Here is a 19,783-nt window from a genome sequence, read left to right as displayed (position 1 = left end):
CGCCGCGCTGCGGGGGTCATCAGAACTTGAAGCGGGGTGCCTCGGCAAAGCCCTTGAGGCGGGCCACCACGGTGTCCCAAGGCTGGCTGATCGTCAGCTTGCCTTGCGTGCGGGTGTAGACGGTGGTGCGCATCATCGGCTCCGTGCCCACAAAAGCGATCAGACGGCCGCCTTCCTTGAGCTTGTCGAGCAGCGCCGCTGGCACTTCGTAGACCGAGCCGCTCAGCACGATCACGTCATAGCTGCCGCCGATGGCCTGGGCGTTGGAGCCGTCTTCCAGCACCACATCGACATTCTTGATCTGGGCGCGGTGCAGGTTGGCGCGGGCCAGCTCGACGAGCGCGGGCTCGATCTCCAGCGAGGTGACCTGCTTGGCCAGGCGTGACATGAGCGCAGCCATGTAGCCCGAGCCGGTGCCGATTTCGAGCACGTTTTCATGGGCTTGCAGCTTCAGGTCCTGCAGCACGCGTGCTTCGACGCGGGGAGGCAGCATGCAGTGGCCATTGGCTACGGCTTCTTCGCCGTCATCGCCCAGCAGTGGCAGCTGGATGTCCATGAACGCCATGTCCTGCAGGCCATCGGGAACAAATTCTTCACGGCGCAGCGTGCCGATCAGCGCCAGCACCTGTTCGTCGCCCAGGCTCCAGGGGCGAACCTGCTGCTCGACCATGTTGTAGCGTGCTGCGCGGTATTTATCATCCGTGCTGGGGGACATGTTCAGTGGCAAACTCATTGCAGACTCCGGTTGGCTTGTTGGGGGTGGGGCAAGAAAAAACCCCTTATTTTAGGCCGCTTAGGGTTCCATAGCGGGACGCCGCCACTTTTGGGCGGCCCATTTCGCAAAATCATCGAGGTAGCTGTACACCACGGGCACCACCACCAGGGTCAACAGCGACGAGGTGATCACCCCGCCAATCACCGCCTGGCCCAGTGGCGCGCGCTGCTCGGCCCCTTCGCTCATCGCAAAGGCCAGCGGCACCATGCCAAACACCATGGCCAGGGTGGTCATCAAGATGGGGCGCAGCCGCACCTGGGCCGCCAGCAGCAGTGCCTGCTCACGCGGCAGGCCCGGCACCATCTGGCCGTCTTCGCCAGGCTGGGGCTGGCGGGCGCGTATCGCAAAGTCCACCAGCAAGATCGCATTCTTGGTGACCAGGCCCATCAGCAAGATGACGCCGATGATCGAGAACATCGACAAGGTGGTGCCAAACATCATCAAGGTGAGCACGACGCCAATCAAGGTCAGTGGCAGCGAGGTCATCAGCGCCAGCGGCTGCAAAAAGCTGCGGAACTGGCTGGCCAGGATCATGTAGATAAAGATCACCGCCAAGGCCAGTGCCGAGAGCGCGTAGCCAAACGACTCCTGCATGTTCTTGGTGCTGCCGGCAAATTCATAGCGGTAGCCGGGCGGGAAGGTGGTCTGCGCCAGCACCGCGCGGATATCGGCTGCCACTTCGCCGGCGCTGCGCTGGTTGGCGTTGGCATTGAAGGCGACTTCGCGGTTCATCGCGCGGCGGTTGATGCGGTTGGGGCCGGTGGTCTCGGTCAAGGTGGCCAGCTGGCTCAGGCGCACCGTATGGGGCTGGCCATTGGCGCCGATCGCCGTCAGCGGCAGCTGGGCCAGCATCTGCGGGTTCTCGCGCGCCTCGGGCGCCAGGCGCACCCGCACGTCATAGGTCTGGTTGTCGCCCGCGCGCCAGTTGCCCACCGTGTCGCCTTCCACCAGGGTGCGCAATGCGGTGGCCACCTGGCCCATCGGCAGGCCCAGGTCGGACGCGGCATCGCGGTTGAACTGCAGCTGCACGATGGGCTCGCGCTCCAGCACGCTGCTGTCGAGGTCCACCAAGCCGGGGATGTGCTGCAGGCGCTCGCTCACCTGGCGCGCCAGGCGCTCGAGCTCTTGCAGATCCGGGCCTTGCAGTGAAAACTCCACCTGCTTTTGGCCGCCCACCGCTTCGAGCAGGCCCACGTGCGTCACCTGGATGCCGGCGATCTGGTTGAGCTCAGCGCGCAGGCTGGCCGATATCTGCTGCACATCCTGGCTGCGTTCGCTGCGGTCCACCAGGCGCACATACATGCTCGCGTAGTTCTTGCCGTTGGCATTGCCGGTGTTGATGGTGGTCAAGGTGTAGCGCACGGCCGGGTTGCGGCGCACCACGTCCTCGACCTGGCGCGCGCGCGCCTCGGTCGCCTCCACCGACGCGCCCACTGGCACATTGAAGCGGATCTGGGTTTCGGAAAAATCAGCGCGCGGCACAAACTCGGTGCCCAGCAGTGGCAGCAGCAGCAGGCTGAGGATAAAGATCGCCAGCGCCACCAGCAGGCTGGTCAAGCGGTGGCGCAGCGCCCAGGCCAGCATGCGCTGGTAGCCGGCGCTCAGCTGCTCGGTGGCGGCCTCAAAGCCGGCCAGCGCCCGGTCGAGCGCCCGTGCAAGCCCGTTGCGCGCGGGCTTGCCGCCCTTGTGCACGCTGGGGTCATGCCAGACGCTGGAGAGCATCGGGTCCAAGGTGAAGCTGACAAACATCGACAGCAGCACGGCGACCACAATGGTCAGGCCAAACTCATGGAAGAACTTGCCGATGATGCCGCCCATGAAGCCAATGGGCAGAAACACCGCGACGATCGACAAGGTGGTGGCCAGAACGGCCAGGCCAATCTCCTGCGTGCCTTCCAGCGCCGCGCGGTAGGCCGATTTGCCCATCTGCAGGTGGCGCACGATGTTCTCCCGCACGACGATGGCGTCATCGATCAGCAGGCCCACGCACAGCGACAAGGCCATCAGGGTCACCATATTGATCGTGAAACCAAAGGCATACATGAAAAAGAAGGTGCCGATGATGGAGATCGGCAAGGTCAGCCCGGTGATGACCGTCGAGCGCCAGGAGTGCAGGAACAGATACACGATCAGCACCGTGAGCACGGCCCCCTCGACCAGGGTCTGGCGCACATTGTCTACGGCAACCCGTATCGGGCGCGAGGCATCGGCAATCGGCTCCAGCCGCAGGCCCGGCGGCAGCTCGGGCGTGATCTCGGCCACCGCGCGGCGCAGGCCGTCGACCACCTCGATGGTGTTTTCCTCCTGCGATTTCTGGATCGACAGCAGCAGGGTGCGCGTGCCGTTGTACAAGGCCAGGTTCTTCAGCTCCTGCGCGCCATCCTGCACGCGCGCTACCTGGTGCAGGTAGATGGGCGCGCCATTGCGGCGGGCCACGATGATCTGGTTGAAGTCCTCGGGCCGCTTCATGCGGGAGTCAATCTGCACCAGCCGGTCCTGCTCGCGCGAGCGCACCGAGCCCAGCGGCAGATCCTGGTTTTCGCGGCGCACGGCATCGGCCACTTCGCTCGCCGAGATGGACAGCGCCTCCATCTGCTGCGGATTCAGGTAGACATTGATCTCGCGCGGTGTGCCGCCCACGAGGCTCACGGCCCCCACGCCGCGCACATTCTCGAGGCGCTTCTTGAGCACCTGGTCCGCCCAGGAGGTCATCGCAATCGCGCTCGGTGGCGTGCCCCGGCTCGGATCGGGCAGCAGGGCCAGCGACCAGACGGCGGCGTCCGCCGGGTCAAAGCGGATCACGCGCGGGTCTTTGACCTCGTCGCGCAGCAAGGGGCGCACGGCAGCGATCTTCTCGCGCACATCCTCAGCCGCGCGGCGCCCGTCCACATAGATCTGGAACTCCATGATGATGACGGCCGTGCCCTCGTAGCTGCGCGAGGTAAGGGCGCTGATGCCGGCGACCGCATTGACCGCTTCCTCGATTTTTTTGGTGACTTCGCTCTCGACAATCTCCGGCGCAGCGCCGGGGTAATCGACCGTGATGACGACCACCGGAAAATCGATATTGGGAAACTGGTCGACCTTGAGGCGCTGCAGCGAGAACAGGCCCAGCACCACCAGCGCGGCCATCATCATCGTGGCCAGCACCGGGTTGTTCAGGCTGAGGCGGGTGAACCACATGGATCAGGACGCGGGCAATGCGGATGGGGGCGGTGCTGCAGACTTAGGCGCATGCTTTGGGGCGGCATCTGGCGCAGGGGCCAGCCGCACCGGCGTCGCTGCGCGCAGCTGGCCCACCTGGCCACCCAGAATGCGTTGGCCGGCCTGCAGGCCCTGGGTCACCGCGACCCAGGTCTTGCCATCGCGCTGGCTGCGCGCGCCCAGCACCACGGGCTGGTGCTGTACCCGCAGCGTATCGCTGCGTTCGCCCGATCCGCCGTTTGGGCTCAGCAACTGCACATAAGGCTCGGGCTTGTCGGTGCGCACGGCAGCCAGCGGCACGGCAAGCGTCTGCAGCTCGCCGGTAGCCAACTGCCCCTGCAGGTACAGCCCTTGGCGCAGCGCCGGTGCGGCAGCGCCTGCGGGCGCCGCTGGCGGCGCAATGCGCAAATACACCGTTACGCTGCGGCTGCTGGCATCGGCTTGGGGGTTGATGCGCACCACCTGTGCGCTGACGGTCTGGCCGCTGCCATCGACCTGCAACTGCGCCGTCTGGCCCAGGCGCAGCTGCAGCGAATCGGCCGCCGGCATCTGGGCCTGCAGCTCCAGCTCACGCAGGTCGACAATCTCCAGCACATTGGCGTCCGGCCCGACCTTTTCACCGTTGCTGACCCATTTGCGGGCCACCTGGCCCTGGATGGGGCTGCGCAGCACCGTGTCACTGAGGTTTTTGCGCAGCACATCGGCGGCCGAGCGGGCCGCCAGGTAGTTGGCCTGCGCAGCCTGTAACTGCGACTGCGAAGATTCAAGGGCCGTCGCCGAGATAAAGCCCTGGTTGGCCAACGCGCGGTTGTTGTCGTACTGGCGCTGCTGGATATCTTGCTGCGCGCGAGCGGCGTCGGCCTGCTGCTGGGCCTGGGCCAGGCGGGCCTGGCTCTCGGTGCTGTCCACCCGGGCGACGACCTGGCCCGCTTGCACCGGGTCCCCCTCGCGCAGTTGCAGCTGCTGGAGCTCGCCGGCAATGCGGGCCTTGATGATGGCGGTATGCACCGCCTGCACCGTGCCGCTGATGGGCAGGCTCAGCACCAGGGTCTGCGGCGCCACGGTGATCGCGTCGCTGGCGGCCAGCTGGTAGACCGCCTGCGCCTTGGCCTGCTCGGCCTGGGCGAGGGCTTGCTGGCGCTGCTGTTGGGTTTTCAAACCACGCCACAGCCCGCTGGCGAGCAGGGCGACGACCACGGCAGCGGCCAGCCAGGGCAGTGCGCGCTTCATGGGACAGCACCCTGAGGTGGGCGGCCCAGCCCATGCATCAGCGCATCGGCTTGCATCTGCAAAAAGCGTGGCACATCAAAATCCGGGTTGGGCAGGCAAAAGCCGCCGGTGCTTTTGACGCTGGCGCAAAAGATCAGCGGGGCCAGCACCAGGGTCACGCCATAGTCAAGGTCCAGCGGGGCGAGCTCACCGCGCTCCATGCCCCGGCGCAGCACGCGCTCGATCAGGCGGTTGCCAGGCAGCACCACTTCCTGGCGGTAGAAGGCCGCAATCTCTGGAAAGTTATGCGCCTCGGCCATCACCAGGTGCGGCAGGCCGCAGGCCTTGGTCGAGCCAATGCGCTGCCACCAGACCTCGTAGCAGTAGTGGACCAAGGTGGCCGTGTCATGCTGGTAGCTGTCGAGCTCCAGATCCCACTCGGCAAAGCGGCTGCTGAGCACATGGCGCACCACGGCCTGGAACAGCTCTTGTTTGCTCGGAAAATACAAAAACAGCGTGCCCTTGGAGACCCCGGCCTGCCGGGCCACTTCTTCGACCTTGGTGGCCGAATAGCCTTTGCTGACAAACAGGTCCAGCGCCGCATCCAGCAGCTCGCCGGGCCGGGCCTCTTTGCGGCGGCTGCGGCGGGGCGCAGGCGTGGCCAAAGCAGGTGGGGGAGGCGGGGAGGACACGGTGGGCAGCGCAATCAAAACAGTTAATGACCAATGGGTTAGTAATGTAGGCGGCTGCCCGCGACAAGTCAAGCAAAACGACCTGAAAGAAATAGAGCACCCATTCGCATCAGGCTGTCTTTTTCTCTGTTAAAAATGGTTCCGGCCCCCGCCTTTTCTCAGCGAGCCGGAGTCCATTTTTGCCCTTTTTGTTGCCGGAGTCATGATGTCCAGTGAAACCCAGTCCCCCGTGGAAAAAATCTATCTCGCCGGTGGTTGCTTTTGGTGCACCGAGGCCGTGTTCGGGCGGGTGCGTGGCGTCGTCAAGGTCGTCAGCGGCTATGCCAATGGCCAGATCGCCAATCCTACGTACGAGCAGGTCTGCACGGGCACGACGGGCCATGCCGAATGCGTGGAGCTGACTTTCGAGCCGCAGGTGCTGCCGCTCGATAAGGTGCTGCACATCTTCTTTGCGACGCATGACCCCACCACCTTGAACCGCCAGGGCAACGATGTGGGCCCGCAGTACCGCAGCGGCATCTACACCACCACGCCCGAACAGCTGGCCCAGGCTCAGGCATTTGTCGACAAGCTCAATGCCTCGGGTCAGATGGGCGCGCCGGTGGTCACCGAGGTGGAGCCGCTGCAGCATTTCTGGAACGCCGAGGCCTACCACCAGGACTATTTCGACAACAACCCGCGCCAACCCTATTGCACCTACGTGGTGGCGCCCAAGGTCGACAAGCTGGAAACCCGCTTTGCAGACTGGTTGAAGTAGGGCCGCTTGCCTGCCGGGCCCGCACGATGGGCATAATGCAACACAATTGCATCAAAGCCATTGCTCCCAGCCACCGATGTCCGCCCGCACTCCATCCCCCGCCACTGCCGCTTTAAGCGTGCAGTCCCTGCCGCCCGGCATGCGTGCCACGCGCGCCACCAAGGCCTTGCTGGCTCTGGTCGGCAGCCAGCCGGGCATGCAGTGGTCCGTGGCCGAGGTGCAGGCCCGTCTGCAGAAGATGGGCGTCGATGTCAACCGGGTCACCAGCTACCGCCTGCTCGACCGCCTGGCCGCTGCCGGCAAGCTGGTCAAAAGTGTAGATGCCGAGCGCCTGACGCGCTATGCGCTGCGGGCTGACGCACAGGAGACGCTGCAGGTGCGCTATGAATGCACCGACTGCCATTCGGTGCAAAGCCTGAAGGAGCGTGCCGGTGACGCCGCCACGGCCCAGGTCAACCAGGCGATGGCGCAGTACCTGCAGGTGCTGCAGGAGCAGGGCCTGGCGCCGGAACAGACCGAGCTGCGTCTGCAGGGGCTATGCGCCGACTGCAAGCACGACCCCAAAAAATCCTGATCTCCACTCAGGCCCGCTTGCGGCCAATCAGCCCCGTCGACAGCATGGTGCCGCCAATCACGACGGCACCGCACCCCAGCATCCAGGCGGTGATGGGTTCTGCCAAAAACCAGTTGCCATAGACCAGCGCAAACACTGGCGCCAAAAAGGTGACCGCAATCGCGCGGCTGGGGCCGGCCGTCTGGATGATGTGGAAATACAGGATATAGGCCACGCTGGTGCACAGCAGCGCCAGGGCCGCGACGGCCAACCACGAGCCCCAGGACGGCGTCTGGCTGGGCCACATCGCAATCGTCGGGATCAGCAGGCAGAGGCTGGCGCCGACCATGCTGCCGGTGGCAGTGGCCAGGGGCGGCACGCCCACCAGGTAACGCTTGGCAAAACTGGCTGCCACGCCGTAGCTCAGTGACGCACACAGACAGGCGGCGATCGCGGCATAGGCGCTCCAGCTGGCCGCGCCAGCGGTGGCGGGCTTGTCATGCAGCGCGAGCAGGGCCACGCCGGTAAAGCCGATCAACAGGCCGGTGACGCGCAGGCCGGTGATGCGGTCGCCCAGCCAGAGCCAGGCCACCAAGGCGCCAAACAGCGGGGCGCAGGCATTGAGCACCGAGGCCATGCCGGTGGGCATATAAACCACGGCATAGGCGAACAGCGAAAAAGGAATGGCCGAATTGATGATGCCCGAGAACAGCACCGGCTTCCAGTGCTGGCGCAGCGCGGGCCATTCGCCGCGCAGCAGCATCAGCGGCAGCAAAAACAGCGCAGCCAGGATGACACGCAAGCCGGCCGTAGGCACGGCACCAAACTGCGAAGCGCCCAGGCGCATGAACAGAAAGGACGCGCCCCAGAGCACCGCCAGCAGCACAAAGGGGGGCAGCCAGCGGCTGGCGCTCGGCGCAGCCGCGGCAAGGGCGGGGCTAGGGACAGACGCAGCAGCAGAGGATGGGGTGGGGCGCATAGGATCTCGCAAGGGCAGACAGCATGCTAGCGGGCACCGTGCTTGCCATTGGTGACATTCTTGCGGTGCATTGATGCGCGCCGTGCAAGGAGCAGTAAAAGCGCAGCGGCGGCGCGGCAAACCCGCGTCTGGCTGGGTCCCATTGTGCGTTTGGCGCTGCGGCGCCCTGGTCACCATATGGACAACTGGCCGGCCATCGCCTCGAGCGTGCCTACAATAGCTGTCTCGCAGCAAAGGCGCGGCTTCTGACAGAGGCCGTTTTTCATGCCTGTTTTGCGCCAACAACAAGGTGAGTTCTGTGCCGATTTCTTCTGCAATCTTCAAAGCCTATGACATCCGCGGCGTTGTGCCGAGCACGCTCAACGAGAGCGTGGCACTGAAGCTGGGCCGGGCCTTTGGCCAGCAGGCGATTGCCGCTGGCGAGCTGGTGGTCGCCGTGGGGCGTGATGGCCGGCTGTCAGGCGATGCGCTCAGCCGCGCGCTGATGCAAGGCCTGATGGAAGCTGGTATCGAGGTCATCGATGTGGGCCGCGTGACCACGCCGATGCTGTACTTTGCCGCCAGCACCTTGTGCCACAGCGGCATCCAGGTGACCGGCAGCCACAACCCCAAGGACTACAACGGCTTCAAGATGGTGCTGGCCGGCCGCGCGATCTATGGTGAAGAGATCCAGAAGCTGCGCCAGATCATGGAGAAGGAATGCTGGCGCTTCCAGGGCGGCGGCAAGCTGCGCCAGGCCGATGTGACGGCCGCCTATGTCGAGCGCATCGTCTCGGACATCAAGCTGGCGCGGCCCATGAAGATCGTCGTGGACAGCGGCAACGGCATTGCTGGCGCCACCGCACCTGGCATCTTCCGCGCGCTGGGCTGCGAGGTGACTGAGCTCTTCTCCGAGGTCGATGGCAACTTCCCCAACCACCATCCCGACCCCAGCAAGCCCGAGAACCTGCGCGACCTGATCGAGGCACTGCAGACCGGTGATGCGGAACTGGGCCTGGCCTTTGATGGCGATGGCGACCGCCTGGGTATCGTGACCAAGGATGGGCAGAATATTTTCCCCGACCGCCAGATGATGCTGTTCGCCCAGGACGTGCTCTCGCGCGTGCCCGGTGGCGAGATCGTCTATGACGTCAAGTGCTCGCAGCGCCTGGCGCCGGCCATTGAGGCGGCTGGCGGCAAGCCGGTGATGTACAAGACCGGGCATTCGCTCATCAAGGCCCGCATGCGCGAGACCAATGCGCCGCTGGGCGGCGAGATGAGCGGCCATATCTTCTTCAAGGAGCGCTGGTACGGCTTTGACGACGGCACCTACGCCGGCTGCCGCCTGCTGGAGATCCTGAGCAAGGCCCAAAACCCTTGCGCGCTGCTGCATGCGCTGCCCAGCAGCTACAGCACGCCCGAGCTCAATGTGGAATGCCAGGAGGGCGAGCCGCACAAGCTGAGCGCCCAGCTCCAGGAGATGGCGGCCGATGTGTTCAGCGCGCCGGCCCAGATCAACACCATTGATGGCCTGCGCGTGGACTGGCCCGATGGTTTTGGCCTGATCCGAGCGAGCAACACTACGCCCGTGCTGGTGCTGCGCTTTGAAGGCCATACCCAGGCAGCCCTGCACCGCATCCAGAACGAGATGAAGGCGCTGCTGCTCAAGGTCAAGCCCGATGCCGTCATCGGCAGTGCGTCGCACTGAAGGACGACGCAGTCCATGGGTCTGAGCCTGACGCTCTACGGCTGGGGCGCACGGCTTGCCCGCCCGCTGGTGCGGCGCAAGCTGGCGCGCCGCGCGGTGCAGGAGCCTGGCTACGCCCAGGGGGTGGAGCAGCGCTTTGGCAATTATGGCGACCTGCCGCGCTACCAGGCCGTGCCCGAGATGCCGCTGCTCTGGATCCATGCGGTTTCGCTGGGCGAGACAAGGGCTGCTGCCATCTTGCTGCGCGAGCTGCGGCTGCAGATACCGGCCTTGCGCCTGCTGCTGACCAATGGCACGGCCACCGGCCGTGAAGAAGGGCAAAAGCTGCTGCTGCCCGGCGATATCCAGGTCTGGCAGCCCTGGGATGACCGCGCCAGTGTCAGCGCCTTTTTGCGCCATTTCCGCCCCACCATCGGCATCCTGATGGAGACGGAGATGTGGCCGGGGCTGGCCTCTGGCTGCCAGCGCGAGCGCGTGCCGCTAGTGCTGGCCAATGCCCGGCTCAATGAGAAATCGCTGCGCGGCGCCCAGCGCCTGGCTTGGCTCGCGCGCCCGGCCTACCGCAGCCTGCGCTCGGTGATCGCCCAGACCGAGGCTGATGCCAGCCGCCTGCGCTCCGCAGGCGCCGAGGTGACTGCGGTGCTGGGCAATCTGAAATTCGATGTCGAGCCCGATGCCGCGCAACTGGCCCAGGGCCAGGCCTGGCACCAGGCGGCGGGCAAACCGGTGGTGATGCTGGCCAGCAGCCGCGAGGGCGAGGAGGCCCTGTGGCTGCAGGCGCTGGCGCAGCTGCGCAGCAGCGACCCGCAAGCCGCCGCAAGCGTGCAATGGCTGCTGGTGCCGCGCCACCCGCAGCGTTTTGACGAGATTGTGCAACTGCTGCAGGGTGCCGGTTTGCAGGTATCGCGCCGCAGCCAGTGGCAGAGCGGGCCGCAGCCCGCCGATGTCTGGCTGGGCGACAGCATGGGCGAGATGCAGCTGTACTACGGTCTGGCCGATGTGGCCTTGCTGGGCGGCAGCTTTGCACCGCTGGGCGGGCAGAACCTGATCGAGGCGGCCGCTTGCGGCTGCCCGGTCGTCATGGGGCCGCATACCTTTAACTTTGCGCAGGCGGCAGACAGCAGCGTGCAAGCCGATGCCGCCCTGCGCGTGGCAGGCATGGACGAGGGCCTGCAGCAGGCTGTGGCCATTGCCAGCGATACGAGCCGCCACAGCCGCATGCGCCGCGCGGCACTGCAGTTTGCCCAGGCACACCGGGGCGCAGCCAAGACCACGGCGCAGCTGGTGGCCGCGGTGCTGGAGTCGACCGAGGGCTTTGTCAATTCCAGCTTTGAGGCCTCGCTGTTCGACGAGGATTCCGTCTAAACCGTTTTCGGGCTGGCATTCATGCCTTGGGGCGGGTGGCAAAGGCCAGCACAAAGGTCAGCGCCAGGGTCGGCAAGGCCGATCCCGCTTGCGGCGCCCAGGCGGCCAGGCTGTGGTAGAGCGCGATGCCGCCCAGCCACAGCGCCAGCGGCAGCAGCTGCACGCCGGCCTGCGGGTAAGAGAGCTGGTAGCCGCCCCATGACAGCCGGCCCAAAATCACGCCAAACAGCGGTACAAAGACAGAACTCAGGATCAGCAAGAACGGCTCGAGGCTGTGCATCGGCAGCACCATGGCGAGGCCGGTGCTGGCCACCGCCATCACAATGCCCCAGGTACGCACACGCCAGGCGGGCAGCAGGCTGTGGGCCGATACCGCGCCCGAGTAGGCATCGCCATAGGCGTTGTCCACTTCGTCGAGCAGCACCAGCGACAGCGCAACCAGACCGCCCTGGGCCAGCAGCAAGGCGGCCACCAGGTCGGTGCTGGGCAGCACCAAAGCCACCAGCACGCCCAGCGCATAGCACCAGATATTGGCAATGCCAAAACCGATCCAGGTGCCGGCCATCGCGCTGCGGCCATGGCGCCCGTAGCGGGCATAGTCGGCCACCAGCGGCAGCCAGGAAATGGGCATGGCCACCACCAGGTCGAGCGCGGGCATCACGCCCATGCCGCCAGCCCCTGGCCTGCTCCATAGCGCGGGCAGGCCTTGCTGCAGCGCCATGCCGACAAACTGCCAGCTCAGCCACAGCAGCGACAGCACCACCAGCGGCAGCGCGATGCGCGAGATCAGCTGGCGCACCAGCCGCACCATGGAGCCCGTCATCAATGCCACCAGCAGGCCGCCCCAGAGCAAGGTGGCCAGCCAGGGCCAGTACGCGGCCTGCATGCCGCCTGCCTGGCGGCCAATGGCCACCGTCGATTCGCGCATCACCACCAGCTCGAACGCACCCCAGCCAAGCAGCTGGACGATATTGAGCAGCACCGGCAGCTTGGCAAAGTGGCGGCCATAGACATGGTGGATCAGTCCGGCGCTGGACAGACCGGTGTCGCAGCCGATCTTGCCCACCCAGGCGAGCAGTCCCGCCCCCACCACCGAGCCGCCGACAATCGCCATCAGAGCCTCGGGCGTGGACAGCGCAGGCATCAGATAGGCCCCCACCTGCATCACCAGCAGGCCCACCCCTAAGCTGAACCACAGCGAGGCCAGATGCCAGCCATTGAAAACACGCTCCTCTTGAGCGACGGGATGGAGGGCGACGTTGGAGGCGGAAGAAGCGTTGGCGGTCATGGCCTGTTATTGTTTGAAGTGCTTGTAGTTAGGTTGCAGTGCAAGGCAGTCCGGACGCCTGCAAGTGCGGCTATTGTGCCCAGCCTTCATGCCCCTAAAGAGATGACTACAATCGCCAGCGAGATGACGATACAGACGGACCCTTCTACCTGGATGCGCGACGGCGTAAGCCCCAGCTGCGTGGTGCTGCCCTCGCGCGGAGAGGGGCTGCTGCTGGATTTTCTGGCCCAGCGCCTGCCGCTGGTCAGCGCTGCGCAGTGGCTCGAACGCCTGCAGGCGGGCGATGTGGTCGATGGCGCGCGCCAGAGTTTGGGCCCCACACAAGCCTTTGTGCCCGGCATGCGGGTGTACTACTGGCGCAAGGTCGAGCAGGAGCTGCCCATCCCTTTTGATGCCGAGGTGCTGTATGAGGACGAGCGCCTGCTGCTGGTGGACAAGCCCCATTTCCTGCCGGTGCTGCCGACGGGAAAATATGTGCAGAACTCCTTGCTGGTGCGGCTGAAGAACGCGACCGGCAATGCCCATCTGTCACCGCTGCACCGCATCGACCGCGATACCGCCGGCCTGCTGCTGCTGTCCAAGGATGCAGCCACGCGTGGCCAGTACCAGGCCCTGTTTCGTGACCGGGCGATGGACAAGAGCTATGAGGCAGTGGCGCCCTGGCGGACGGACCTGGTGTTTCCGCGTGAGCACCGCAGCCGCATGGAAGAGAGCCAGCGTTTTTTTCTGATGCATGAGGTGCCTGGCGAGCCCAACAGCCACAGCCATATGGCGCTGCTGGAGCAGCAGGGCGCCTGGGCGCGTTATGCCTTGAAGCCCGTCAGCGGCAAGCGCCACCAGCTGCGTGTGCACATGGCGGCGCTGGGGCTGCCGATCCGCAACGATGCCTTCTACCCGGAGGTCAATGACCCGCCCGAGGGTGACTTCTCGCGGCCCTTGCAGCTGCTGGCGCGTGAGCTGCGCTTTGTCGATCCGGTCACGGGGCAGGCGCATGTGTTTCGCAGCCGGCGCCAGTTGCTGCCCCTGGCTGACTAGAAGCAACAAAGCCGCCCAGCGGCGGCTTGTGGTGAGAGCAGGGTAGTTGGTGGCCTTAGCGGCTGAAAGACCCCATGGCCTCGCCCAGTTGCACTGGCTTGGCCGCGGCCCAGTCGGCGTTGAAGGCGCTTTTGCCTTCGGGCAGCAGCAGCACGATGGTCGAGCCCAGCAAAAAGCGGCCCATCTCATCGCCTTGTTCGAGCACAATCGGCTGGGTCTGGTAGTCCCAGCTGCGCACCTTGCGGGTGCGGGGGGGATTGACCTGGCCGTGCCAGGTGGTGGACATGCTGCCGACAATGGTCGCGCCCACCAGCACCATCACGACCGGGCCAATGCGCGATTCAAACACGCAGACCACGCGCTCGTTGCGGGCAAACAGCCCGGGCACGCCCCGCGCGGTCAGCGGGTTGACGGAGAACAGGTCCCCGGGCACATAGACCATCTTTTGCAGCTTGGCGCGCAGCGGCATGTGGATGCGGTGGTAGTCGCGCGGGCTGAGGTAGATGGTGGCGAACTGGCCGTTGTTGAACTGCGCGGCCAGCTGCGCATCGCCGCCGAGCAACGCGGTGGTGCTGTAGCTGTGGCCCTTGGCCTGGAAGATCTGGTCCTGCGCAATGGCGCCGCACTGGCTGATGGCGCCATCGACCGGGCAGACCAGGTCGGCCTGGGCCATCGGCCGCACGCCTGCGCGCAGCTCGCGGGTGAAGAAATCGTTGAAGCTCTTGTACTGCGCAATATCGGGCTGCGCCGCTTCATCCATGTTGACCTGGTACTTGCCGACAAACCAGCGGATGAAGCGGGTGGTTGCGCCGCCCAGCTCTGCCGACGCCAATGAGCCGGCCAGCGCGGTCATCCATTTCTTGGGCAGCAGGTATTGGGGCAAAACAGCAATTCGATCGCGCATGGTCAGGGCCGTCACAGTAAACCGCCGATTCTATCGACACTGTGTCGTACCGATGACAAATTGCGTTGTGAAATGCAGCTTTTGTCGGCCATATGCTGACAATTTGTCGCCAAATGCTGGGGTCGTGATGCCGATGCTGCCTGCAGGGGCGACAGCACCGGTTGTGCCTGTAGTCCAGCGTCTGATTATGATGACAGACCTCCAGCCTTGATCTCGCCTTCTGTCTCGCCATGTCTCCAGCACGCCCCCCTTCGCAACCCGCAACTGCTGCGCCAGGCACGGTCAGCCGCCGCGCGCGGCTGCAGCTGTGGTTGCGCAACTTTCTGCCATCAGCGGCGCATGTCAATGGGCTGGAGCTGGCGCGCATGGTCGTGGGCGCAATGGTGGTGCTGTGGCTCACAGGCATGGCCAGCCAGACCTGGGGTCAGCATGACCACAGCCCCTGGCTGTTTGCCGCGATGGGAGCGAGTGCCTTGCTGCTGATCGGCACGCCATCGAGCCCCATGGCGCAGCCCTGGCCGGTGATTGGCGGCTCGATGCTGTCGGCGCTGGCCGGTTGGGTGGCGGTGTTGGTGTTTCCCGATCCGCTGCTGGCAGCGGCTGTGGCGGTGGGCCTGGCCATCATGGTGATGGTGGTGCTGCGCTGCCTGCACCCGCCGGGCGCGGCGTTGGCGATGTGGATGGCGATTCAGGGCTGGCACGATGTATCGGTGCTGCTCAACCCGGTGGCGCTGAACCTGGTCGTTCTGGTGCTGCTGGCCACCGCCTACAACCGCATGACCGGCAAGCGCTACCCCGCACCCCAGCACAGCCAGAAGGCGCAGGCCGCACAACCCTCACGCGCCTCGAGCGCGCGCATCGAGGGCAGTGATCTGGACGAGGCGCTGGAGCGCTTCAATGGCGTGCTCGATGTCAGCCGCGCCGATCTGGAAGCGCTGCTGCAGGGCGCAAGCCAGGCCGCCTTCAAACGCACCTTGGGCAATATGCGCTGCGAAGATGTCATGTCCCACCCGGTGCATGCCACGCGGCCCGAGGGCAGCGTCCAGGACGCCTGGGCCCTCATGCAGCAGCATGGCGTCAAGGCCTTGCCGGTGGTCGATGCCGCGCAGCGGGTGGTGGGCATCATCACGGCCACCGATCTGCTCAACCACGCGCTGACGGCGACACCGACCGCGCTCAGCAGCAAGCTCAAGCACTGGGTGCTGCGCAAGAAAGACAGCGGCCAGCGGGTGGGCGACTTGATGACCGCCGAGGTCTCCAAGGTGGGCAGCTACGACCGCATGGTCGACCTGATTGCGATCTTCTCGCGCGCCCAGCTGCACCATGTGCCGGTAGTCAACCGGCAGGGCAAGCTGGTGGGCATCATCTCCCAGACCGATCTGGTGCGGGAGATGGCAGCTGCGCTGGCGCTGCCGCACGAAGACGCCTGAGGCGAACGCTGGGTGATGGGCATGGCCCAAAACAAAGCCCTGCGACAGCAGGGCTTTGTGCTTCAGGATGCGTAGAGCCGTCCTGGGTGTGGAGCGGGGCGCGTGGCCCCGCTACCTTCGCAGCACCAGCCAGCCAAAGGCCCCCAGCGACAGCAGTGAGTAGATCAGCCCGGGGGCCGCCGCGGTCAGCATCGGGTGCCAGTTCTGCAGATTGCCGGCAAAGCCGAACACATTGTTGAGCAGGAAGAAGCTGATGCCCGCCATCACGCCGCCAAACACATAGCCCGTGATGCCGCCCGAGCGGAAATGCAGGTAGGCAAAGGGGAGCGCCAGCACGACCATCACCAGGCAGCTGATGGGGTAGAACACCTTGCGCCACAGCTCGATCTCGTAGCGCTGCGCGCTTTGGCCATTGGCCTGCAAATGGCTCACGTAGAGGAAGAGGTCGTAGGTGCTCATCTGGTCGGGCTTGAGCACGGCCGCGGCCACCATGCTGCTGGTCACCGCAGTCGGCCAGTCCATGGTGTCCAGGTTCTTGACCTCGACCCGTGCCTGGCGCTGGTCGCCCAGGTAATAGCGTTGCTCCTGGATATGGTGCAGGTGCCAGACGCCATTGCCAAACTTGCCGCCGGCGGCCGTGAGCTGCATCTGGATGCGGCCCTGGTCGTCGAAGTTGTAGACCCGCACGCGCTGCAGATCGCCTTCGGGCGAGATGGCGCGCACATTGATCGCGGCCATGCCGTCCTCGCGCTTCTCGCGCAGCCAGGCGCCGGTGCGGCCCGTGCTCAACTGGCCAAAGCGCTGTGCGCGCACCAGCTGGCTGGCCTGCTCACCGGCAGGCGCCACATAGTCGCCAATCGCAAAAGTGAGCACCACAAAGGCCAGGCCAATGCTCAGCAGGCTGCCCAGCGCTTGCCAGGGGCCCAGGCCACTGGTGCGCAGAATGGTGAACTCGGAAGTCTGCGCCATGCGCGCCATCACAAAGATGGTGCCGATCAGCACGGTGATGGGCAGCAGCTCGTAGATGTGGTTGGGGATGTTGAGCGCCACGCTCAACAGCGCATCCTTGAGCTCATAGGTGCCGGTGCCGATCCAGCGGAACTCATCGACCAGGTCAAAGAAAAAGAACAGTGCCAGGAAGGCGAGGGTGACAAAGCCGACGGTCACGGCGATGTCCCGGTAGATCATTTTGCGAAAGGTCTTCATGCGCGGCTCCCCTTGCGGCGTACCCATTGCATCAGCGAGAACTGCTGGTTGCGGCTGAGCAGCAAGGTCCAGGCGAGCAGGGCCGTCAAGCCGTGGATCAGCACGAAGGAGAGCGGCAGCGAGGCTTTGCCCGAAGACACCCAGTTCTGGGCAAAGGTCATGAGGTTGTAATAGACGATGAAGGCAAACAGGGCGAACACCAGGCTGCTGCTGCGGCCCGCGCGCGGGTTGACGCTGGCCATGGCCAGGCCCAGCACGACAAAATTGATCGCGGCGATCGCCAGGCCCAGGCGGTAACCCAGCTCGCCCAGCAGGCGGGGCTGGTCACTGGCCATCAGCTCGCGCGTGGGGATGTTTTTCACGGCGCCCATGTCGTTGGGGTCAATCGTGGCGGCGCTGCCGATGCGGGTGCCGTATTCCTTGAAGTCGCTGACCTTCAGGCCCGGATTGTCCTTGGATTTCTCGATGCGCTGGCCGTCATTGAGCACGGCAACGCGGGCGTTTTCCTGCACTTCGAGGTGGGCGCTCTTGGCGCTGGTCACAGTGTCCTTCTTCTCTTCGTTGGTGACGATGAAGACATTGCTCGCCTCGAGGTCCGAGTTGCGGTCGCGGTCGATGAAGAACACGCGAGAGCCGTCGGACGACTCCTGGAATTCCCCAGGCGCGATGCGGTCGACATCTCCGCGCTGTTCATATTGCGCGCGAAGCTGCACAATCTGCTGGTTGGCCCAGGGCCATACCAGCAAGGCCAGCACCGCAATGACGACCATGATGGGCCAGGAAAAGCGCATCAGCGGGCGCAGAAAGCTGACCAGACTTTGACCACTGCTGAACCACACGGCCATTTCACTGTCGCGGTACATGCGCGACAAAGTCGCCACCACCGCAATGAACAGGCAGAGGCTCAAAATGGTGGGCAACTGGCCCAGCACGGTGTAGCCCATCACCAGCAACACATCGGAAGGGTTGACGCTGCCACGCGAGGCCTGGCCCAGCACTTTGATGAGCATCATCGTCATCACCACAGTCACCAGCACCACCAAGGTGGCACCAAAGCTGCGGGATAGCTCTTTACGGATCGAGGAATCGAATAACATTGGCGAGAAGGAAAGCACCGATTATGAACTTTGAACTCAAAACTCTGGATTTGGCTTCGGCCGCATTGCAGTCTGGCGACCTGCTGATCGTGTTGGTGGCTGACAAGCAGCCCAAAACCAGTGATGCATTGTCCACCCTGATTGCGCACGCGCAGAGAAATGGTGATTTTGAGGCAAAAACCGGCAAGTTGCTGGCCATGTATGCGGTGCCCGCCATCGAAGCCCGGCATTTGTTGTTGCTGGGCATTGGCGATGGCTCCCCCCAGGCCGTGCGCCAGGCGCTGGCGGCTGCTTCCGCTCCACTGACGCGTGAGGGCATCGAGCGCGCAGCTGTTGTGAGCGCCCAGCCGCTTGACGCTGCTTCGCTGCACGCATTGCTGCAATGCCTGGCAGACAGCGCCTACCTCTACCGCACCACCAAGCCATCGGCCAAGGCCGTGGCGCTCAAGTCCGTGGTGCTGGGCGCGCCCAATGCTCCTGAGCTGGAGCAGGCGTTTGAGGTGGCCAAGGCCACCGCCCAGGGCGTGGCCTTTGCCCGCGAATGGGCCAACCGCCCTGCGAACTACGCCACGCCCAAGCTGCTGGCCGATGCGGCCGAATCGCTGGCCGAAGAGCACAAGCGCATCAAGTGCAAGATCCACAAGCCCGAGGACGTGGCCAAGCTGGGCATGGGCGCCTTCATCGCCGTGGCTCAGGGCTCCAAGGAGCCGCTGCGCTTTATCGAGCTGCATTACCACGGCGCCGACAAGGACCGCCAACCGGTGGTGCTGGTGGGCAAGGGCATCACCTTTGATACCGGTGGCATCTCCATCAAGCCTGCGGGCGATATGGACGAGATGAAGTACGACATGGGGGGCGCTGCCAGCGTGCTGGGCACCTTCCGTGCGCTGGCTGAGTTGAAGCCCGAGATCAATGTGGTGGGCCTGATCCCGGCCTGCGAAAACATGCCCGATGGCGGCGCGGTCAAGCCCGGTGATGTGGTCACCAGCATGAGCGGCCAGACCATCGAAATCCTGAACACCGACGCCGAAGGCCGTCTGGTGCTCTGCGATGCGCTGACCTATGCCGAGCGCTTCTCGCCCAGCGCCGTGGTCGATATCGCCACCTTGACCGGTGCATGCGTGATTGCGCTGGGCGCCCAGCGCAGCGGCCTGTTCTCGAACAACGATGCGCTGGCCCAGGCCTTGCAAGCCGCTGGCGAGCAGGCGCAAGATACCTGCTGGCGCATGCCGCTCGATGACGAATACGCCGAAGGCCTGAAGACGAACTTTGCCGATGTGGCCAATGTCGGCGGCCGGCCGGCCGGCGCCATCACGGCCGCCAAGTTCCTGCAGCGCTTTGTCGGCAGCATGGCCTGGGCGCACCTGGATATCGCCGGCACCGCCTGGCGCAGCGGCGCCAAGAAGGGCGCCACCGGCCGCCCGGTGGGCTTGCTGCTGCAGTACCTGCTTGGCAGCGCCCAAGGCGCAGCACCTGCCGAACAAGCCAAGACGGTCAAGCCCGCCAAGGCCAGCAAGGCGGACAAGCCTGCCGCAGCGGCCAAGCCGGGCAAGGCGGCGGTCAATGTGGACGGCGCTGACAAGGCGGACGCCCAATAAGCAC

General features: G+C 65.1%; 16 protein-coding genes. 7 read left to right on the top strand and 9 right to left on the bottom strand.

Annotation, left to right across the window (positions count from 1 at the left end; all coding sequences use genetic code 11):
* Positions 1-19: 19 nt before the first annotated feature.
* Genes N4T19_RS05365 through N4T19_RS05350 form a run of 4 tightly spaced genes read right to left on the bottom strand, consistent with a single transcriptional unit; the run spans position 20 to position 5,880 of the window.
* Positions 20-733 carry a protein-L-isoaspartate O-methyltransferase family protein gene (locus N4T19_RS05365; protein ID WP_021025840.1) on the bottom strand — a complete coding sequence of 238 codons (714 nt, stop codon included), beginning with the start codon at positions 731-733 and terminating at the stop codon, positions 20-22.
* Positions 734-793: 60 nt separating this feature from the next.
* Positions 794-3,958, bottom strand: a complete 3,165-nt coding sequence (locus N4T19_RS05360; RefSeq protein ID WP_260719631.1) for an efflux RND transporter permease subunit — start codon at positions 3,956-3,958, stop codon at positions 794-796.
* Positions 3,959-3,961: 3 nt separating this feature from the next.
* Positions 3,962-5,209: an efflux RND transporter periplasmic adaptor subunit gene (locus tag N4T19_RS05355; protein ID WP_260719630.1), complete on the bottom strand. Its 1,248-nt coding sequence runs from the start codon at positions 5,207-5,209 to the stop codon at positions 3,962-3,964.
* Positions 5,206-5,880: a TetR/AcrR family transcriptional regulator gene (locus N4T19_RS05350; protein ID WP_232539355.1), complete on the bottom strand. Its 675-nt coding sequence runs from the start codon at positions 5,878-5,880 to the stop codon at positions 5,206-5,208. Before N4T19_RS05350 ends, N4T19_RS05355 begins: the two co-directional genes overlap by 4 nt.
* 205 nt (positions 5,881-6,085) lie before the next feature.
* Between N4T19_RS05350 and msrA the strand changes: the two genes are divergently transcribed.
* Together msrA and N4T19_RS05340 are read left to right on the top strand one after the other, a co-directional pair.
* Complete coding sequence (msrA, locus tag N4T19_RS05345) at positions 6,086-6,637, top strand: peptide-methionine (S)-S-oxide reductase MsrA (RefSeq protein ID WP_116924453.1); 552 nt, start codon at positions 6,086-6,088, stop codon at positions 6,635-6,637.
* A gap of 76 nt (positions 6,638-6,713) precedes the next feature.
* A complete protein-coding gene (locus N4T19_RS05340) occupies positions 6,714-7,211 on the top strand; it encodes a transcriptional repressor (RefSeq protein ID WP_260719629.1) in 498 nt (165 codons plus the stop codon).
* A gap of 7 nt (positions 7,212-7,218) precedes the next feature.
* On the opposite strand, the gene N4T19_RS05335 is transcribed toward N4T19_RS05340, so the two are convergent.
* On the bottom strand, positions 7,219-8,169 hold the full coding sequence (locus tag N4T19_RS05335; RefSeq protein ID WP_182341632.1) for a DMT family transporter: 951 nt from the start codon (positions 8,167-8,169) through the stop codon (positions 7,219-7,221).
* 298 nt (positions 8,170-8,467) lie between these two features.
* On the opposite strand from N4T19_RS05335, the gene N4T19_RS05330 reads away from it, so the two are divergent.
* Together N4T19_RS05330 and N4T19_RS05325 are read left to right on the top strand one after the other, a co-directional pair.
* Positions 8,468-9,856: a phosphomannomutase/phosphoglucomutase gene (locus tag N4T19_RS05330; RefSeq protein WP_260719628.1), complete on the top strand. Its 1,389-nt coding sequence runs from the start codon at positions 8,468-8,470 to the stop codon at positions 9,854-9,856.
* Between the two features lie 15 nt (positions 9,857-9,871).
* Entirely contained in the window at positions 9,872-11,221 is a 1,350-nt protein-coding gene (locus tag N4T19_RS05325) for a 3-deoxy-D-manno-octulosonic acid transferase (protein ID WP_260719627.1), read from the top strand.
* A 19-nt stretch (positions 11,222-11,240) separates the two neighbouring features.
* On the opposite strand, the gene N4T19_RS05320 is transcribed toward N4T19_RS05325, so the two are convergent.
* Positions 11,241-12,509: a purine-cytosine permease family protein gene (locus tag N4T19_RS05320; protein WP_116923969.1), complete on the bottom strand. Its 1,269-nt coding sequence runs from the start codon at positions 12,507-12,509 to the stop codon at positions 11,241-11,243.
* Between the two features lie 102 nt (positions 12,510-12,611).
* Here N4T19_RS05320 and N4T19_RS05315 point away from each other — a divergent pair, with 102 nt between their 5' ends.
* Positions 12,612-13,544 carry a pseudouridine synthase gene (locus N4T19_RS05315; protein ID WP_243419196.1) on the top strand — a complete coding sequence of 311 codons (933 nt, stop codon included), beginning with the start codon at positions 12,612-12,614 and terminating at the stop codon, positions 13,542-13,544.
* A gap of 55 nt (positions 13,545-13,599) precedes the next feature.
* On the opposite strand, the gene asd is transcribed toward N4T19_RS05315, so the two are convergent.
* Positions 13,600-14,448 carry an archaetidylserine decarboxylase gene (gene asd, locus N4T19_RS05310; RefSeq protein WP_116923967.1) on the bottom strand — a complete coding sequence of 283 codons (849 nt, stop codon included), beginning with the start codon at positions 14,446-14,448 and terminating at the stop codon, positions 13,600-13,602.
* A 230-nt stretch (positions 14,449-14,678) separates the two neighbouring features.
* Here asd and N4T19_RS05305 point away from each other — a divergent pair, with 230 nt between their 5' ends.
* Complete coding sequence (locus N4T19_RS05305; protein ID WP_260719626.1) at positions 14,679-15,878, top strand: HPP family protein; 1,200 nt, start codon at positions 14,679-14,681, stop codon at positions 15,876-15,878.
* A gap of 111 nt (positions 15,879-15,989) precedes the next feature.
* Here the strand turns inward: N4T19_RS05305 and lptG are convergent, their stop codons facing one another.
* The gene (gene lptG / locus N4T19_RS05300; RefSeq protein ID WP_116924452.1) at positions 15,990-17,084 is read right to left on the bottom strand and encodes an LPS export ABC transporter permease LptG; all 1,095 of its coding nucleotides are present in this window, start codon (positions 17,082-17,084) and stop codon (positions 15,990-15,992) included.
* Entirely contained in the window at positions 17,081-18,181 is a 1,101-nt protein-coding gene (gene lptF, locus N4T19_RS05295) for an LPS export ABC transporter permease LptF (protein ID WP_116923965.1), read from the bottom strand. The genes lptG and lptF overlap by 4 nt, the downstream gene beginning before the upstream one ends.
* A 23-nt stretch (positions 18,182-18,204) precedes the next feature.
* Between lptF and N4T19_RS05290 the strand changes: the two genes are divergently transcribed.
* Positions 18,205-19,779 (top strand): leucyl aminopeptidase, encoded by a 1,575-nt coding sequence (locus N4T19_RS05290; RefSeq protein WP_116923964.1) that lies wholly within the window; start codon positions 18,205-18,207, stop codon positions 19,777-19,779.
* Positions 19,780-19,783: the final 4 nt, after the last annotated feature.

The organism is Comamonas squillarum, assembly GCF_025309455.1.
Lineage (GTDB): Bacteria > Pseudomonadota > Gammaproteobacteria > Burkholderiales > Burkholderiaceae_C > Comamonas > Comamonas squillarum.
This window is presented reverse-complemented; position numbering and strand designations above follow the sequence as displayed.

Excerpts from the sequence above, each read along its gene's own strand:
- N4T19_RS05355 (WP_260719630.1), bottom strand. The coding sequence starts at position 5,209 with ATGAAGCGCGCACTGCCCTGGCTGGCCGCTGCCGTGGTCGTCGCCCTG.
- lptF (WP_116923965.1), bottom strand. The coding sequence starts at position 18,181 with ATGTTATTCGATTCCTCGATCCGTAAAGAGCTATCCCGCAGCTTTGGT.
- N4T19_RS05365 (WP_021025840.1), bottom strand. The coding sequence starts at position 733 with ATGAGTTTGCCACTGAACATGTCCCCCAGCACGGATGATAAATACCGC.
- lptG (WP_116924452.1), bottom strand. The coding sequence starts at position 17,084 with ATGAAGACCTTTCGCAAAATGATCTACCGGGACATCGCCGTGACCGTC.
- N4T19_RS05305 (WP_260719626.1), top strand. The coding sequence starts at position 14,679 with ATGTCTCCAGCACGCCCCCCTTCGCAACCCGCAACTGCTGCGCCAGGC.
- N4T19_RS05290 (WP_116923964.1), top strand. The coding sequence starts at position 18,205 with ATGAACTTTGAACTCAAAACTCTGGATTTGGCTTCGGCCGCATTGCAG.
- N4T19_RS05360 (WP_260719631.1), bottom strand. The coding sequence starts at position 3,958 with ATGTGGTTCACCCGCCTCAGCCTGAACAACCCGGTGCTGGCCACGATG.
- msrA (WP_116924453.1), top strand. The coding sequence starts at position 6,086 with ATGTCCAGTGAAACCCAGTCCCCCGTGGAAAAAATCTATCTCGCCGGT.
- N4T19_RS05335 (WP_182341632.1), bottom strand. The coding sequence starts at position 8,169 with ATGCGCCCCACCCCATCCTCTGCTGCTGCGTCTGTCCCTAGCCCCGCC.
- N4T19_RS05320 (WP_116923969.1), bottom strand. The coding sequence starts at position 12,509 with ATGACCGCCAACGCTTCTTCCGCCTCCAACGTCGCCCTCCATCCCGTC.
- N4T19_RS05325 (WP_260719627.1), top strand. The coding sequence starts at position 9,872 with ATGGGTCTGAGCCTGACGCTCTACGGCTGGGGCGCACGGCTTGCCCGC.
- N4T19_RS05315 (WP_243419196.1), top strand. The coding sequence starts at position 12,612 with ATGACTACAATCGCCAGCGAGATGACGATACAGACGGACCCTTCTACC.
- asd (WP_116923967.1), bottom strand. The coding sequence starts at position 14,448 with ATGCGCGATCGAATTGCTGTTTTGCCCCAATACCTGCTGCCCAAGAAA.
- N4T19_RS05340 (WP_260719629.1), top strand. The coding sequence starts at position 6,714 with ATGTCCGCCCGCACTCCATCCCCCGCCACTGCCGCTTTAAGCGTGCAG.